At 43.2% G+C, this 14,988-nt stretch carries 14 protein-coding genes; 8 read left to right on the top strand and 6 right to left on the bottom strand.

The window, feature by feature from the left end; genetic code table 11:
• Positions 1 to 520 precede the first annotated feature (520 nt).
• Together JGK22_RS23280 and JGK22_RS23275 are read left to right on the top strand one after the other, a co-directional pair.
• Entirely contained in the window at positions 521 to 2,470 is a 1,950-nt protein-coding gene (locus tag JGK22_RS23280) for an iron uptake porin (protein WP_293183978.1), read from the top strand.
• A gap of 435 nt (positions 2,471 to 2,905) precedes the next feature.
• The gene (locus JGK22_RS23275; RefSeq protein WP_293183980.1) at positions 2,906 to 3,235 is read left to right on the top strand and encodes a hypothetical protein; all 330 of its coding nucleotides are present in this window, start codon (positions 2,906 to 2,908) and stop codon (positions 3,233 to 3,235) included.
• 98 nt (positions 3,236 to 3,333) lie between these two features.
• Here the strand turns inward: JGK22_RS23275 and JGK22_RS23270 are convergent, their stop codons facing one another.
• From JGK22_RS23270 to JGK22_RS23260, 3 genes are all read right to left on the bottom strand, one after another.
• Entirely contained in the window at positions 3,334 to 4,230 is an 897-nt protein-coding gene (locus JGK22_RS23270) for a thermonuclease family protein (RefSeq protein WP_293183982.1), read from the bottom strand.
• A gap of 276 nt (positions 4,231 to 4,506) precedes the next feature.
• A complete protein-coding gene (locus tag JGK22_RS23265) occupies positions 4,507 to 4,692 on the bottom strand; it encodes a hypothetical protein (protein WP_293183985.1) in 186 nt (61 codons plus the stop codon).
• Between the two features lie 5 nt (positions 4,693 to 4,697).
• Entirely contained in the window at positions 4,698 to 4,856 is a 159-nt protein-coding gene (locus JGK22_RS23260; RefSeq protein ID WP_293183987.1) for a hypothetical protein, read from the bottom strand.
• 19 nt (positions 4,857 to 4,875) lie between these two features.
• On the opposite strand from JGK22_RS23260, the gene JGK22_RS23255 reads away from it, so the two are divergent.
• Both JGK22_RS23255 and JGK22_RS23250 read left to right on the top strand, forming a co-directional pair.
• A complete protein-coding gene (locus JGK22_RS23255; protein ID WP_293183989.1) occupies positions 4,876 to 5,172 on the top strand; it encodes a hypothetical protein in 297 nt (98 codons plus the stop codon).
• The gene (locus tag JGK22_RS23250) at positions 5,172 to 5,459 is read left to right on the top strand and encodes a hypothetical protein (protein ID WP_293183990.1); all 288 of its coding nucleotides are present in this window, start codon (positions 5,172 to 5,174) and stop codon (positions 5,457 to 5,459) included. The genes JGK22_RS23255 and JGK22_RS23250 overlap by 1 nt, the downstream gene beginning before the upstream one ends.
• Positions 5,460 to 5,533: 74 nt before the next feature.
• Here the strand turns inward: JGK22_RS23250 and acs are convergent, their stop codons facing one another.
• Entirely contained in the window at positions 5,534 to 7,504 is a 1,971-nt protein-coding gene (gene acs / locus JGK22_RS23245; protein ID WP_293313820.1) for an acetate--CoA ligase, read from the bottom strand.
• A gap of 272 nt (positions 7,505 to 7,776) precedes the next feature.
• Between acs and JGK22_RS23240 the strand changes: the two genes are divergently transcribed.
• The 4 genes from JGK22_RS23240 (at position 7,777) to JGK22_RS23225 (ending at position 12,210) form a co-directional block, all read left to right on the top strand.
• Complete coding sequence (locus tag JGK22_RS23240; RefSeq protein WP_293313817.1) at positions 7,777 to 8,436, top strand: restriction endonuclease subunit R; 660 nt, start codon at positions 7,777 to 7,779, stop codon at positions 8,434 to 8,436.
• A gap of 121 nt (positions 8,437 to 8,557) precedes the next feature.
• The gene (locus JGK22_RS23235; protein WP_293313815.1) at positions 8,558 to 9,232 is read left to right on the top strand and encodes a VWA domain-containing protein; all 675 of its coding nucleotides are present in this window, start codon (positions 8,558 to 8,560) and stop codon (positions 9,230 to 9,232) included.
• A 179-nt stretch (positions 9,233 to 9,411) separates the two neighbouring features.
• A complete protein-coding gene (locus JGK22_RS23230; protein ID WP_293313812.1) occupies positions 9,412 to 9,684 on the top strand; it encodes a type II toxin-antitoxin system prevent-host-death family antitoxin in 273 nt (90 codons plus the stop codon).
• A 21-nt stretch (positions 9,685 to 9,705) separates the two neighbouring features.
• Entirely contained in the window at positions 9,706 to 12,210 is a 2,505-nt protein-coding gene (locus tag JGK22_RS23225; protein WP_293313809.1) for a tetratricopeptide repeat protein, read from the top strand.
• Between the two features lie 118 nt (positions 12,211 to 12,328).
• Here JGK22_RS23225 and JGK22_RS23220 read toward each other — a convergent pair whose 3' ends face one another.
• Both JGK22_RS23220 and JGK22_RS23215 read right to left on the bottom strand, forming a co-directional pair.
• Positions 12,329 to 13,765: a type IV secretory system conjugative DNA transfer family protein gene (locus JGK22_RS23220; protein ID WP_293313806.1), complete on the bottom strand. Its 1,437-nt coding sequence runs from the start codon at positions 13,763 to 13,765 to the stop codon at positions 12,329 to 12,331.
• Positions 13,766 to 14,097: 332 nt separating this feature from the next.
• The gene (locus tag JGK22_RS23215) at positions 14,098 to 14,634 is read right to left on the bottom strand and encodes a hypothetical protein (protein ID WP_293313803.1); all 537 of its coding nucleotides are present in this window, start codon (positions 14,632 to 14,634) and stop codon (positions 14,098 to 14,100) included.
• Positions 14,635 to 14,988: the final 354 nt, after the last annotated feature.

Below are 14,988 nucleotides of genomic sequence, written 5' to 3'. Positions count from 1 at the left end.
ATCGAGAAGCTGGAGAAACAAATATGGCACAGGCACAACGGCTCGCTGGCTATGGTCTAGACGTTTTGAAGAAGCTGTTTAGAATGAAATAGCCCTGCTGGCGATTCAGTTGCCACAAAAAGTCAGGTGATTTTAGATGCAAAAGTTGGAAATAACTTATTTTATCTGGTTTGGAGCTTGACGACTGTTACATTATTTTTTAAACTGGTATCAGTTATCACATTAACAGCATATTGATGACTATATCGTAATTTTCCATCAAATCAATCAGATTAATGCCAATGTGATCGATCTAATTAGGAATGCTAAAACACCCAAATATGACGAGATTGTGAGTTATTTTTGGCGACAAGTAGCAGGTATTTAATGTTAGCTACATTAACTACACTTCGGCAGAGATTTTCAGGTTTCTCCGGCGCAGTTCACTACTAATATCTTTAATTTCATAGCGTCATTTTTGATCGGGTCGTCTCGTTTTCACATATCTTCAATCAACAAGCACCAAGTATAACAACTGAAAATGCAAAATCTCAATCAAAAAGACGATCGCCCAAACCGACAAATTCTCACAGGCTTAATCCTCGGATGGGGATTGCAAGGACTATTTAGCCTTCCAGCATTAGCACAACCAAGTTTACCCGAATCTCCCGCTGCGATTGAAAACCAGGCTCAACGCACCCCAACTGCAATTTCCGTAATTGCAGTTGAGGCACCGGAGACAATCTTACCGGAAAATCAGCAATTTGTCGATCGGTCTATCCCACCATCCACACCCAGCTTACCCCAGTCTTCCCCTACTCCTGCAACTCTTGCTGAACCAGCCCCTACCGAAATTGCAGTTGACTCACTCCAGAAAATATTAGTCGAAAATCCTCAATCAGCCAATCAAAATCTCCCAGCCGATGCCAGTTTACTTGAATCTCCAACAACTATTGAAAACCAGAGTGAACCAATCTCAGAGGAAAGCACAGAACAAGTTACATCTGTCTCTCAACTCAGCGATGTAAAACCCACTGATTGGGCATTTCAAGCACTGCAATCCTTAGTAGAGAGATACGGTTGTATAGCTGGATATCCCGACAGTACCTTTCGTGGCAACCGCGCTTTAACCCGCTATGAATTTGCAGCCGGAGTCAATGCTTGTTTAGATAAAATTAGAGAATTAATTGACACAGGCAATGAAAACAGAGTCAAGCAAGAAGACTTGGTAAAAATTCAAAAACTGCAAGAAGAATTTGCAGCCGATATCGCCGTACTGCGAGGGCGCACCGACTTATTAGAAGCGCGAATAACAGAAGTAGAAGCCAATCAATTTTCGCCGACAGTCAAGCTATCAGGATTGACAATTGTGGGAATACAAGGTCGCAGTCCCAACCGTGCCGATCGCGCTCCTAGAGATGGCAAAAGAGATACGAAAGACCCCGGCACAAATATCAACACTATCGCTTTAAGTCAGTTATATTTAACGGCTCAATTCACTCCCCGCAGTAACTTATTCATCGGTCTTTTAAATCAGAGAGGAAAGACATCACCGCAATTAACCGAAGACGTAAACCTTGCTTACGATTTTGGCGAAAATTCTGCCCTTACCCTCAGCGATCTTAACTATCGCTTTCTGGTAGGCGATAAATTAGCAGTAATTGGAGGGACAGCAGGAGTTAACATGATTAGCGGTTTCCGAGGACCGAATCGAGCTGAAAGCGCCGCTTCTGGCCCGATTTCAACCTTCGCTCAAAGAAACCCTATTTTGAACATCGGTCTCGGTCAAGGCGGCGCGGGAATTGACTGGCAATTTGCCAAAAGAGCGAGTTTGCAAGCTGTTTATTCTACTACGGTTCCCGGCTTTTTTGTCAGTTCTAACGGGCCTAGCGGACACAATGCACTGGGATTGCAATTAACTCTCACTCCCGCCGATCCACTAGATATTACTGTTTATTATGTCAACGACTATTCGCCTAACGGCAATTTGCTTGGTCTGGCGGGAGACAGTCAATTAACTGCTGTTAATCCCAGTACCAGCAAATCAGCATCCCTCCAAACGAATGCTGTGGGAGCAACTGTAAATTGGCGGGTTTCTTCGCGTATTTCCTTGGGAGGTTGGGCTGGTTATACTAATTCTCGGATTCCGGGTAAATCTGGGAGTGTGGCAACTACAAATTATATGGTGTTTGTGAATTTTCCAGATTTATTTGGCACTGGAAATTTGGGGGGGATTTATATCGGGCAACCTCCTAAAATTGTTAGCAGTAATTTACCGACAGGCAACAATATTCCCGATTTTTTAGATACGGGTTTAGGGCGCAAAGGCGGCCAACCGGGAACGACTACTCATGTAGAGATGTTCTACCGCTGGCAGGTGAGCGATAATATCAGCGTTACTCCAGGAGTAATGGTGATTTTTCGACCAGATCACACTCGCAATAGCGATCCGATTACGGTGGGTGTCTTGAGAACTTCGTTCTCTTTTTGATTTTGTTTGTAGTGGGGACTTCAGTCCTCATAAAAGTCAGACGACTAAAGTCCTCACTATAAACTTATAACGGTTATTTTAAAATAATTAATATTAGTTATCAGTCAGCTCGCGCCAGGACTTAAACTTTTTTGCGGGAATCCCGAATTATTGCAACAAATACAAGTTTTGAACCTCAATCAGTTTTCGCTTTCTGACGCGGATTAAAACGCCGAGGAAGATGTCTTAATCTTTTTTCTAAGTACAAACACATGAGCTTTACTAAAACTTCACATTTTTGGGACTAATATCGTCATTCAATCTTTATTTTGTAGATAAAAATACTGAATTACTTGTAAAAAAAAGATCCGCACAAACACTCTAGGAATTATTTTTAAATTCAATTAATATCTTAACATATCTTCGATAGTTCCTGAAGTTAGGATTTAGAAAAACATGATTAAATCAAATGGCTATTTTTTGGCTCTGGGCTTGGTAGCAATTTCGGCTCTGACAGCCTGTCCTTGTCAAGCACAAACGGCTGTTGAATCAAATATAAATTTAACGGGAGATAAGAATATAACAACCACTAACCAGCAGAATGGTGCTAACACTTCTACTGGCGATCGCTCAAAAACTATTAGCACTTCTAAATCTTTTGTGGTTTCAGAGACTAATACCGTAACCGTTCAACCTAGTGCGACGGCGGCGGCTCCGGAAAATCGAACTGTACGCAGCAATCCCTTGGGATGTCGATTTTTTAATACTCCTTCAATGCAGCAATAAATACCGCAGATATCGGAAAAAGAGAAGATCGTGGCCGAAGAGAGGGCGATGCTTTCTGAGGATTGCTCTCTATTTGCTTAATTAACTTCATTTTTAATTCAACTTTCTGGGGGAAAGTCAGAAAACTGTTTGATATTCTTCAAAATTATTTGAGGCTTGCTTTTGTACTGTTCAACCTTGCCGCTGATATACACGTAACCGCGTCCTTGACCTGCATAACGCTTTTCAATCAACCGCTTCAAAGGAGCCATTTCATAAGTTTCGGCATCGGGTATCCACAAATCTAATTTATGATAAACTGAACCTGCATAAATCAGGGCATTGCCGCCGATCCATTTATTAATTCCTGCCTGCAAGTCGCAGAAAATAGTAATAGATTTAGCTTTCTCGGAAGCTGCTAAAATTTTTGGGTAGTGCAATCTCACAGAAAGTGCTCCGTCCCTTGCTTCCGACAATCGAAACTCTTCAACAATCGAGCCTCGCATCGACCACCAAGGCAGCAAATTAGCATAGTTGCGAGAGGGAATCTTGGCATTGGTAATCGGATCCCAAATCATCAGATTGTAAGCTTTGGCTGCCGATTCTGCCTCGGTCATTTGTCGGTGATACAATCTCGATCGCCCGTATTTCATAAAGTAGGGACTCCAGCCTTCTTTAATCAGTTTTAGATTGTAATTTTCTCCATCTTTATGTACGTAACATAAGAGGCGCCCGTAGTTGTCACGGTGTTTTTCTAGAGCAATTTCAACCGGATCGTCTGTATCAAATTCAATGTCAATTTTAGCAAGCCCACCATTTGCTGTAGCGAAGTATTGTTTAGCCATTTCCGAAGCTGCTTTCCCTGCGGCAGTTACAGGCTTTGAAGTGTTAGAGTAACTTTCTTCTGTATCGACGCAAATCAGCCGCAGAGACTCGGTTTTGCCGTTGAGAGCAACTTTGACAGTATCGCCATCAACTACTTGAGTTATTTGCAGGTTCGGAATTCTAGTTGCCATATTTCGCACCCTGTTAAACTTGAGATTTGATTCACATATTGGGTTAATTGTACATGAGTTTGCTGCTGAATGCAATAAATGTACCGTTGCAACTACCAGGAGAAAGAGTAATGGCTGTTCTAGAGTATGTAAAACCCGGTGTAAAAACTGGTCAAATTATGCTGGCGGTCGATCTAAAATTATATACAACCGCAGATAAAGGCAGATGAACGCAGATCAAAACACATCTGCGTTCATTTGTGTTCATCTGCGTTCATCTGCGGTTACAAAATACCCCTAAGAATCAGCTCGCAACTTATCCAAAACTGTCCGATCTTCCAAGGTCGAAGTATCCCCAGAAACCTCTTCTCCAGCGGCCAAAGAACGCAACAAACGCCGCATAATCTTTCCGCTGCGAGTTTTCGGCAAAGCATCGGTAAATCGAATTTCGCCGGGACGGGCGATCGCGCGTAAATCAACCAAGGCGATCAATCGGGGTAAAGCGAGTTATCTTCAACTTTTAAATTCCTAATCTGTTCGCGAATCACATCGGTTTTTGTTCTACCGCTGTTCGCGCAATAAGCTTCTAGCCGAAGCATTTCTACTTCAGGGAGTCGGATGGTTAGAACTTTAACGTTTTTACTCATACTGCAATTATACTGAAAAATGCAGTACAATAATAGCAGAGAAATGCGCCTTGGCACAATGTTACCGCACCATGCCAAGACGACTTCCCCGAAGTTGAACGTCCAACAAAGGAGCAATTTAATTATGATTCAAGATCCAGAAAAAGAACCAGAACGTTGGGATGAGCCGATTTTAGCGGATAACCCCAACCAAGCGAAACAGGAGTGCCAAAAACGAGCCGATCGCTACCGGGTTGAATTAGAATCTGTAACTCAACCCCGAAAAGTCGAAAATCGCCCTCAAGTGTACCGTTGCAACTACAAGGAGAAAGAATAATGGCTGTTTTGGAGTGTGTAAAACCTGGTGCTAAACTCGGTCAAATTATTCTGGCCGTCGATTTAACTGTTGCTGGTGCAGTCGATCGCATTTTAGCAAAAATTCAAGACTTAGGATATGACCCAGAAATCCGTCATGTCAACTATCCGTCTGGAGTTCACGTCTTAGCAATTCTCAAAGACGAACAGCATTCAGAAGCAGTCGATGATGACTACTTGCTAGAAGATTGGCTGCAAGTAAGGTCGGAAATTAACAGCGATGCCGTTCATTTGTGGCGAGGTAAATAAGCGAATTAACAATTAAACCGCAGATGAACACAAATGTAATTATATCAGTCTTCATCTGCGGTTACAAAATACCCCTAGGAATCAGCCCGCAACTTATCCAACACCGTCCGATCTTCCAAAGTAGAAGTATCCCCTGTCACCTCCAAACCAGCAGCTAAAGAACGCAGCAAACGCCGCATAATCTTTCCGCTGCGAGTTTTCGGCAAAGCATCGGTAAATCGAATTTCGCCGGGACGGGCGATCGCCCCAATTTCCTTCACAACGTGCTGCTTCAATTCCTTAATCAATTCATCACTAGGCTGCTGAGTATTTTGCAACGTCACAAACGCCACAATTTCCTCACCCTTAATCTCATCCGGTTTCCCCACAACCGCAGCTTCCGCCACCGCTGGATGAGACACCAAAGCCGATTCAACTTCCATCGTACCGAGTCGGTGTCCGGCGACATTAATCACGTCGTCAACGCGGCCCATTACCCAGAAATAACCGTCTTTATCTTTGTGCGCGCCGTCCCCCGCAAAGTACACGAATTGGCCATCTTTTGGGTGCAAATATTCCCAATAAGTGCGGCGGAAGCGATCGGGATCGTTGTAAAGTGTACGCATCATTCCCGGCCAAGGATGTTTGACTACTAAATAACCGCCGCTTTGATTAGTTACTGGTTCGCCATCTTGGTCAACGATATCGGCAACAATTCCGGGGAACGGAAGGGTTGCAGAACCGGGTTTTGTGGGGATTGCACCGGGCAAAGCGGTAATCATAATTCCCCCGGTTTCTGTTTGCCACCAAGTATCGACTATCGGACAATTCGAGTTGCCAATTACGCGCTGATACCACATCCAAGCTTCAGGATTGATCGGTTCGCCGACGGTTCCTAACAATCGTAAAGATGATAAATCTCTGGCATTCGGCAACTCTTCGCCCATCTTCATAAAGGTGCGAATTGCTGTTGGTGCGGTGTAGAAAACAGTGACGCCGTATTTTTCGATTACATCCCAAAAACAACCGGGATTCGATGCGCGCGGAGCACCTTCGTACATGACAGTTGTTGCACCGTTGGAAAGGGGGCCGTAGACTATGTAACTGTGCCCTGTAATCCAACCTACGTCGGCGGTGCACCAGTAGATATCGGTGTCTTGGAGGTCGAATATCCACTTGGTTGTCATGTGGGTGTAAAGGTTGTAGCCGCCTGTGGTGTGGACGACTCCTTTCGGTTTGCCGGTACTTCCTGAAGTGTAGAGAATGAATAGCATATCTTCGCTATCCATCGGTTCGGCGGGACAATCTGCGGAGGCGTTTTTTTGCAATTCGTGCCACCAGCGATCGCGCCCTGGTTCCATTTGCACTTCTTGTTTGGTACGCTGGACGACGAGAACGTTGGTAACGCTGGGTGCAGCGTTGTTGGCGAGGGCTTTGTCTACTTGTACTTTGAGGCCGACTGCTGCGTCTTTGCGGAAACCGCCGTCTGCGGTGATCACGAGTTTTGCTTCGCCGTCGTTGAGGCGATCGCGCAAAGCTTCTGCACTAAATCCGCCAAAGACGACGCTGTGTACTGCACCGATTCTGGCACAGGCTAACATGGCGATCGCAGCTTCGGGAATCATGGGCATATAAATGCCGACGCGATCGCCCTTTTGGACACCCAATTCTTTGATGACGTTAGCCATTTGACAGACTTCGCGGTGGAGTTGGGCGTAAGTCAGGGTGCGGGAGTCGCCCGGTTCGCCTTCCCAAATCAGGGCGGCTTTGTTTTTGCGCCAGGTGGTTAAATGTCTGTCCAGACAATTGTAAGAAATGTTAATTTTGCCATTGACAAACCATTTAGCAAAGGGCGGCTGCCAGTCGAGCACGGTATCCCAGTTTTGAAACCAGTCTAATTCTTGGGTAGCGAGTTCGGCCCAGAATGCTTGGGGGTCGGCTTTGGCTTTTTCGTAGAGGGCGCGGTATTCTTCTAGGCTTTTGATGTGAGCTTTTTCGGAGAATTCAGCGGTGGGCGGGAATAGGCGTTTTTCTTGGAGTATTGATTCGATCGTATCTTGTGACATCGCTGTTAGTTTTTAGTTAACTTACTCTTTTTAGCTATTTTGTGCATAAGTTGGGGTAAAAGTATGTTTATTTTCCTTAAGACTTTGAATACTTGTGTAAAAATCGGGATCGATTACCGATTACCAATTACCTAATTTTCATCAAAGAGATACTGAATGGGCATCAGTTTTGATCCGGGCATTTTTTTATGCTTTGAATTTGCGGAGTTTTGCTATTTCTATGAAAATGCTTTTATAATATAGTTGAATGGATCAGCGATCGCACAAAAGCCATGACCCAAAATCTAGAAGCAAGCCAACTTTCACTAAATGACGTTCGCCGCCTTCTCAAACTGGAGAGACAAACAGAAGGCTCTTTTACTGATTTTTTCTCTCTGGAACCTCTGACGGATTTTGAACAGCAGGAATTATTGCAAATCAGCAATGACTTTTGGCGCTATCTAGAAGTGGGGAAGGTTTCTGAAGAATTGGTTAAGTTTTTATCACTTTCACCATTGATGAGATTGACGGGATTTTTTAAAGTTCCTGTTGTGCTAACAATGGAAGATAGCATACCGATCGAGGTTGAGGATGGGGATACTTTAATTAAAGGGCGTTTGGATATTTTAGCCGTAAATCAGCCGGATGCAGAGCTCGCGGCGGCGCAGTTTTGGATTTTGGTAGTCGAGGCGAAAAATAGTGCGATCGCCCCTTTGACCGGTTTGCCACAATTGCTGACTTATACTTATAAAAGTTTGCAGCAGCAATCGTCTGTTTGGGGATTGACTACGAATGGGGAAAGTTATCGGTTTGTGAGGGTGACGCGGGGGAATCCTTGTACTTATCAGATTTTACCGGAATTGAATTTGATTGACAGAGAGCGATCGATCTTATTGGCGCAAGTCTTGAAAGCGATTTGCAAGTTGCAGAATGTGCAGTTACAGATAGCATGATGGTTGGGGATGGAACCGTTTTGACAGATTTTGGCAACTGAAGTCTTGTTTACTGACACCTGGGAAGTGTAGCTTGATATATAATATTCTGTAATATGATATTTACCCTTATCCTAAAACCATGTCTGAATCCCGAAGACTTGAGGAAGCCGTAGACTTTGCCGACAATCCAGAGCCGCGCTGTCCCTGTATCCTGTTACTAGACGTTTCCGGCTCTATGTCCGGCGCACCGATTAAGGCCTTAAATGAAGGATTACGCATCTTCAGAGACGAGCTGAATAAAGATGACTTAGCCAAGAAGCGCGTTGACGTAGCGATTGTTACCTTTGAGAGTGAGGTAAAGGTGGTTCAGGACTTTGTGACTGCCGATCAGTTTCAGCCACCAACCCTAGAAGTAGGAGGATTAACCTACATGGGAAAGGGAATTAATAAAGCTTTAGACATTCTTCAAGCGCGAAAAGCCTCGTATAAGGCAAATGGAATCAGTTATTATCGCCCTTGGATATTTATGATTACAGATGGTTCACCCAGTGACAATGAAGTTGTCGATCGGGCAGCCCAACGGATTCGGGACGAGGAAATAAGTAAAGGAGTTGCTTTCTTTGGTGTGGGTGTGGAAGGGGTTGATATGCCCCGCCTCAGTCAAATTCTAATCGAGCGCACACCTGTGAAGTTACAAGGGTTAAATTTTGCGAAGATGTTCCAATGGCTGTCAGCTAGTATGGGTAAAGTATCTCATTCTAAATTAGATGAACAAGTTCCCCTAGAACCGCCTAAGGGATGGGGTTCTGTTTGATGAATTATTAAGTTGCGTTTAAGCCGATCGCATCCCATATTTAAAATCTTTTTCAGCGGAAGTATAAAGCCGGATTTTATTTTAAATTAAGGAAGATGTTTCGCTAATCCACCGCGTCAAACATCGAAAACTGGACTTAAGCATGGGATTCCAGAAACCGGGTTTTTTACGAAAAAACTTTGTTAGAGCATCGCAAACTCGGTAAAAACCCGGTTTCTTTGGTCGGGGTGCGTCCAAAACCGGAGGAAATATCGATGATTCCGTTACATCCTCAGTTTATTACCAAAAACGGTAAAAAAGAATTTGCAGTGATACCTTACGCAGAATTTGCAGCACTGCAAGCATTAATTGCTGATATGGAAGATTTGATGGATTTGAGGGCGGCACAAGAGGAAGATGGAGCTCGACCTTCTGTGCCGTTAGCAGAAGTAAAAAAAATGTTAGGATTGTAGAGGGTTGTGGTGGGGATTAGTATGCAAGTCAAGCGTCAGTCTAATGGAGAAGTGATTGATCTGGGGTCTGAGATAGCTCGTGGTGGTGAAGGGGCAATTCACCCATACCGTCGAGATCCGTCACTGGTGATGAAAATTTATCACGCCGAAAAGCTAAAAGATATTGATAGTGACAAACTCCAACTAATGCTCGCTAACCCCCCTGATGACTCAGTAAAAAAAAATCACGGGTGTGTCTCGATTGCTTGGCCGGTTGATTTACTACTTTCTATCGATGGTAGCGAGCAAATCATGGGCTTCCTTATGCCGCGAGTGCCGATGCAGCAAGTGCGACCCATCCACGATTACTACAGCCCTAAAACTCGCCGCGAGAAAAATCTCGGTTTTAATTATCTCTCCTTGCACCGCACGGCGCGAAACTTTGCAGGCGCGATGAGTGCTTTACACGCGAAACAGTATGTCATTGGCGATGTGAATGAGTCGAATATCTTGGTTTATGACACAGCGATAGTAACGCTGGTAGATACGGATTCCTTTCAGGTTCGTGATTTCCAACAGGGTAAAGTTTATCGCTGTCGGGTGGGGAAAGCGGAGTACACGCCGCCGGAACTTCAGGGTAAGAGGTTTGCAGATTATGACCGCACGTCGGAACATGATTTGTTTGGGTTAGGGGTGTTGATTTTTCAGTTGTTGATGGAAGGGACGCACCCTTTTGCGGGAGTCTATCAAGGAACTGGGGACCCACCACCAACGGAGAAGCGGATTTTAGCAGGGCATTTTCCCCACGGAAGCAAGACAGTACCTTATCGCCCTGCACAAAAAGCAGTAAGGTTTGATGTGTTGCATCCGACGCTGCGACAGTTGTTTATACGCTGTTTTGAGGATGGGCACAATAACCCCCAAGCGCGACCTGATGCACGGAGTTGGGTGAAGGCATTGGATGAAGCAGAAAAAGATTTGGGATTGGTGAGTTGTGGGGTGAATTCTGAGCATCGGTATGGGGGACATTTGAGGGATTGTCCTTGGTGTGACAGGAAAATACAATTGCAGGGACGCGATCCGTTTCCGGCAAGGGCTGCGATACAATTTAATATTCCTGTCCAAATCCCTTTGTGGCCTGCAAACAAACCCAAACCTGTCAGTTCGCCGGCACCTACTCCTACATACGCGACTCCTATTCGGCCTACACCTACACCTATATATAATCCTTCGCCTTCGCCGACTCTGACTGCTACACCTGCACACAAGACCACTCCTCTGGCAACTAGAAAATTTCTTGATAAGGCATTGACTTTGGGTGGAATATCTGCGGTTCTTTATGTCAGTTTTTTTCTGTTTTATCCTCACCAAGACCCAGACTTAAAGACCAAACAAAAACACATTACAGATTATATTAAATCCCTTCAACTTAATCCAAACGATGCGGATACCTACAATAAAAGAGGTCTCCTTCGTTATGATTTAGAAGATATACAAGGAGCAATTGCAGATTACAAAAAAGCTATTCAAATAGATCCTAAGTTTGCCGATGCTTATAACAACATGGGTGATGCTAACCATGATTTAGAAGATCAACAAGGAGCAATTGCAAATTACAAAAAAGCTATTCAAGTTGATCCTAAATTTGCTGAAGCTTATAAAAACCTGGGCAGTCTTCACTCTTATTTAGGAGATAATCAAGCAGCTATTGAGGCTTATAATCAAGCCATTGAAATTAATCCTAAATATGCTGAAGCCTACCTCGGATTGGGTATTGTTCGCTCTTATTTAGGAGACAAAAATGGAGCTATTGAGAATTACAATCAAGCCATAAAGGATTACAATCAAGCAATTCAATCTAATCCTAAAAATGCTAAAGCTTACAGTGGGCGAGGTCATGCCCACTATCTTTTAGGAGATAAAAAGGCAGCGATTGAGGACTTTACTAAAGCAATTCAACAGCACCTTAATTCTAAATTAGCTGCTACAGAATACTACAATCGGGGTCAGTCCCATTATGATTTAGGAGATAAAAAGGCAGCAATTGAGGATTATAATAAAGCCATTAAACTTAATCCTAAATCTTGTTATCCTTACAACGGTCGGGGTCTTACCCGCTATTATTTAGGAGATAAACAAGGAGCTATTGAAGATTTAAATAAAGCCATTGAACTAAATCCTAAATATGCTGAGGCTTACAGTAATCGGGGTCTTACCCGTATGTCTGGAGATGAAAAGGCAGCGATTGAGGATTATAATCAAGCCATTAAACTTAATCCTAAATTGGCTATTCCCTATAACAATCGGGGTCGTGTCCGCTATGATTTAGGAGATAACAAGGGAGCTATTGAGGATTACAATCAAGCCATTCAACTTAATTCTAAATTGTCTGATGCCTATTACAATCGGGGTATTGTCCGAACTCAGTTAGGAGATAAAAAGGGAGCTATTGAGGATTATCAGCAAGCCGCACAAATCGATCAAAAAGAAGGTAAAACAGAGGAATATCAAAAATCAATAGACGAAATCAGAAAACTTCAGCAATAGCTAAACTATTCATAATGACAATGGCAATGACGCTTCTCATGCTATAAGTTTAATATGTTATAAAAAAAGCTATCCTGTTTCAACGGATCGATAAGATCATTACAGTGATTTTCTAGAGCTATATCTTTCTCACAGTCGTGTCCAACTCCACAAGAAAAGGTTTACTGGTAACAGGTGAAGCTAACACAACCGCCGGATAATTCCCCACCGGAGGGTGCATAATTTCTCGATCGCCCAACACAGGAACTTCCACCGTATCAACTCCCGTACCTGAAGAAAACATACTGTCTAATACAACCCCAAAAAAAGATTTACCACTATCTATATCTCGAAAATCATCAGCTAAAGTCCGTTGCTGATTAATTCTGACTTGCTGTTCACGTCGCTTTCCCATTTGCCTAGACAGATACTCTGCAACCTGTGGAGAAACCCCTTTAGTCGTAATTAAAGTATTGCAGTTACTCAAAATTTCTGCTGTCTTGCGTTCATCTCCAAATTGAGTCACATCTTGGGCTGCTAAACAGATACCAACATTAGCATTACGAGCGACTGCGAGCACTTCCTCGTACTTAATTTGCTGTTTAAGTTGAGGAGCTTCGTCTATAATAAAATTCAGGGGAATTTTCTTAGATGATTTTCCCGCATTACGATTGTACACATGACCAAAAAGTTGACTGAGTATTAAGCTAGTGAGTTGTGACGACTTCTGATCGCCCATGTAATGACGGATGACTAGCAATGTCGGGCGACTGTCAATATCAGACAGCAGAAAATCACTGCGTTCCGTTACTGGTATCACAGAAGAACTTTTAAATACACTTAAAGCATTTAATAAACCTCGAACAGCTTTTGAGTGTTCATCGACACTAAATTGCAAAAAATCAGCTAGGTCAATATCATAGTTCCGAACTTGAGGATATTGGCGAAATACATTGCGGAGTTCATCTTGAAAAGCAATCAAGCGAAGTAGGTGAAGAGGCTTTGCGTTATATGAATAGACCATTTTGACGATCGGAATCAAAGCCCGCAACCAACACACATCGCGATCGTAGAAAAACTTATGCGGATCGTTAGGGATAGGATGACCTAGTATGCTAGTAATAGCAGATTCTATGCTCCTATCATCTGATAATTGAATTGCATCTAACCAATTCCAAGAATCAGAAGAAGTGGGATCGCCATGATCCCAATACCAAACCCGGCAGCCCAATCTTTTCGCTTCATTGCTGAGGCGATTGGTGAGGTTGCCAACAACATCTACTGTCACCACACTGTGGCCATTTTTCATTAACCCGATCGCCCAAGGCACAATAACACCCTCTGTTTTTCCAACCCCGGTTTTCCCAATAACCGCACAGTGTCGTTTCAGTATATCAGCAGATAAAAACAATTCCTGTCCTTGCCTACCGTCAGGGTGCAAATAACACCCTAAACTGACCGCACCTTGAGATAATTGCTTCACTTCCTCCTCTTCAGCAACTCCCCGATAATCCATGTAATCTCGATATTTATCTGGACGGGGAGACTTGTCTTTTGGGCCAAGAACTTTAATCATAGAAGTTTGACAAGAAGTTGTTGTTAATAAGATAGTAGTGAAATTCTGCCTATCAAAGGACACTGGATAAATTGGCTACCAGTTTTTTACCAAACGATAAAAAGCGAGGAAAGCTTTATCAATCCAATTCATATTTTGCATCAGGTATCTTTCCTGTATTGCGTCCCGTGCGTCGCGTTCTCCACTTGGAAAGAACTCGCCCCACAAACTCACCTTGGTACTAAAGTCTGCGGATAAAAAACTGAAGGTAGACATCACAACATACACAATTGCATAACTGATAAATATGCAGATTATCAAGTACCACTTAAAAAATTTCTTCCAAATGTCCATTAGAATCGCTCCCGATAAGTTTTTCTTTCTCGATTAGGACTGGGTTTCCTTTCCCAAAGTTGAGGATTACTCTCAATATCACTGATTAAATATTTTGTCAAGTTATCCAAAGACCTTTCCTCGGATGTGAATATGCCGAGTCTTGTGGCTTCACGCAAATACTCATCTTTTGAAGGTAGATCAGTGCCTTTCCAGGGCGACATCCGGCGATTAAACAAGGGTTCACAACCAATAATAGCAAGATTTTCTGCCATAATCGGATTGCTACATTCAGCCCAACGCACGGTAACAGTATGTTGGTCAACCAACAAGTAATCCTTCAAAGATTGGTTGTGACTGGATTTGATCTCTTGTCGCAGCCGTGTTGCAATATCTTGTTGAGTAGCTTGTCCCGCATAGAGATTTTGTCGATCCGATTCATCGCGAATTAGATAAATCCCTAATTTTCCTTTGCACCCCCAAGTGTCGATAATATCTAAATTATCCTTGCCGGGTATAAACTTGTATGGTGACGACCAATTACTATTAAATTGCATTTAACCACCTTAGACCTATTAAATTAATTGGTACAGAGTGCTACAGAGGCATAGAGAAATTTTCCTGACAAGCTTTGCTATATTTAGCTGCTTGTGCATTTAGTTATGATAAATAAGTAGCACAAACAATTCCGTTTGTCAAGGATGTAGAACTCGCGGCGACACAGTTTTGGATTTTGGTTCGCAGGATGGAAAGGTGCGGTTTTGGCCGATCGAAACTTTGGATGAGTTGTTGGCGAGGGGGAGGGAATGGCTGGGTGAGAAAATTTAACCGCTGATGCACGCGGATGGTTTTGATTCTGATTTTTTACTTATTAAAACTGTTGTTAAGTTTATACGACTTACGCATAAAAA

It is taken from the genome of Microcoleus sp. PH2017_08_TRC_O_A, assembly GCF_020738665.1.
Lineage (GTDB): Bacteria > Cyanobacteriota > Cyanobacteriia > Cyanobacteriales > Microcoleaceae > Microcoleus.
This window is presented reverse-complemented; position numbering and strand designations above follow the sequence as displayed.

Bases quoted from the DNA above. Each gene is read 5' to 3' on its own strand.
- JGK22_RS23225 (WP_293313809.1), top strand. From the start codon at position 9,706: ATGCAAGTCAAGCGTCAGTCTAATGGAGAAGTGATTGATCTGGGGTCT.
- acs (WP_293313820.1), bottom strand. From the start codon at position 7,504: ATGTCACAAGATACGATCGAATCAATACTCCAAGAAAAACGCCTATTC.
- JGK22_RS23260 (WP_293183987.1), bottom strand. From the start codon at position 4,856: ATGAGTAAAAACGTTAAAGTTCTAACCATCCGACTCCCTGAAGTAGAA.
- JGK22_RS23215 (WP_293313803.1), bottom strand. From the start codon at position 14,634: ATGCAATTTAATAGTAATTGGTCGTCACCATACAAGTTTATACCCGGC.
- JGK22_RS23270 (WP_293183982.1), bottom strand. From the start codon at position 4,230: ATGGCAACTAGAATTCCGAACCTGCAAATAACTCAAGTAGTTGATGGC.
- JGK22_RS23250 (WP_293183990.1), top strand. From the start codon at position 5,172: ATGGCTGTTTTGGAGTGTGTAAAACCTGGTGCTAAACTCGGTCAAATT.
- JGK22_RS23235 (WP_293313815.1), top strand. From the start codon at position 8,558: ATGTCTGAATCCCGAAGACTTGAGGAAGCCGTAGACTTTGCCGACAAT.
- JGK22_RS23280 (WP_293183978.1), top strand. From the start codon at position 521: ATGCAAAATCTCAATCAAAAAGACGATCGCCCAAACCGACAAATTCTC.
- JGK22_RS23240 (WP_293313817.1), top strand. From the start codon at position 7,777: ATGACCCAAAATCTAGAAGCAAGCCAACTTTCACTAAATGACGTTCGC.
- JGK22_RS23220 (WP_293313806.1), bottom strand. From the start codon at position 13,765: ATGATTAAAGTTCTTGGCCCAAAAGACAAGTCTCCCCGTCCAGATAAA.
- JGK22_RS23275 (WP_293183980.1), top strand. From the start codon at position 2,906: ATGATTAAATCAAATGGCTATTTTTTGGCTCTGGGCTTGGTAGCAATT.
- JGK22_RS23255 (WP_293183989.1), top strand. From the start codon at position 4,876: ATGCAGTACAATAATAGCAGAGAAATGCGCCTTGGCACAATGTTACCG.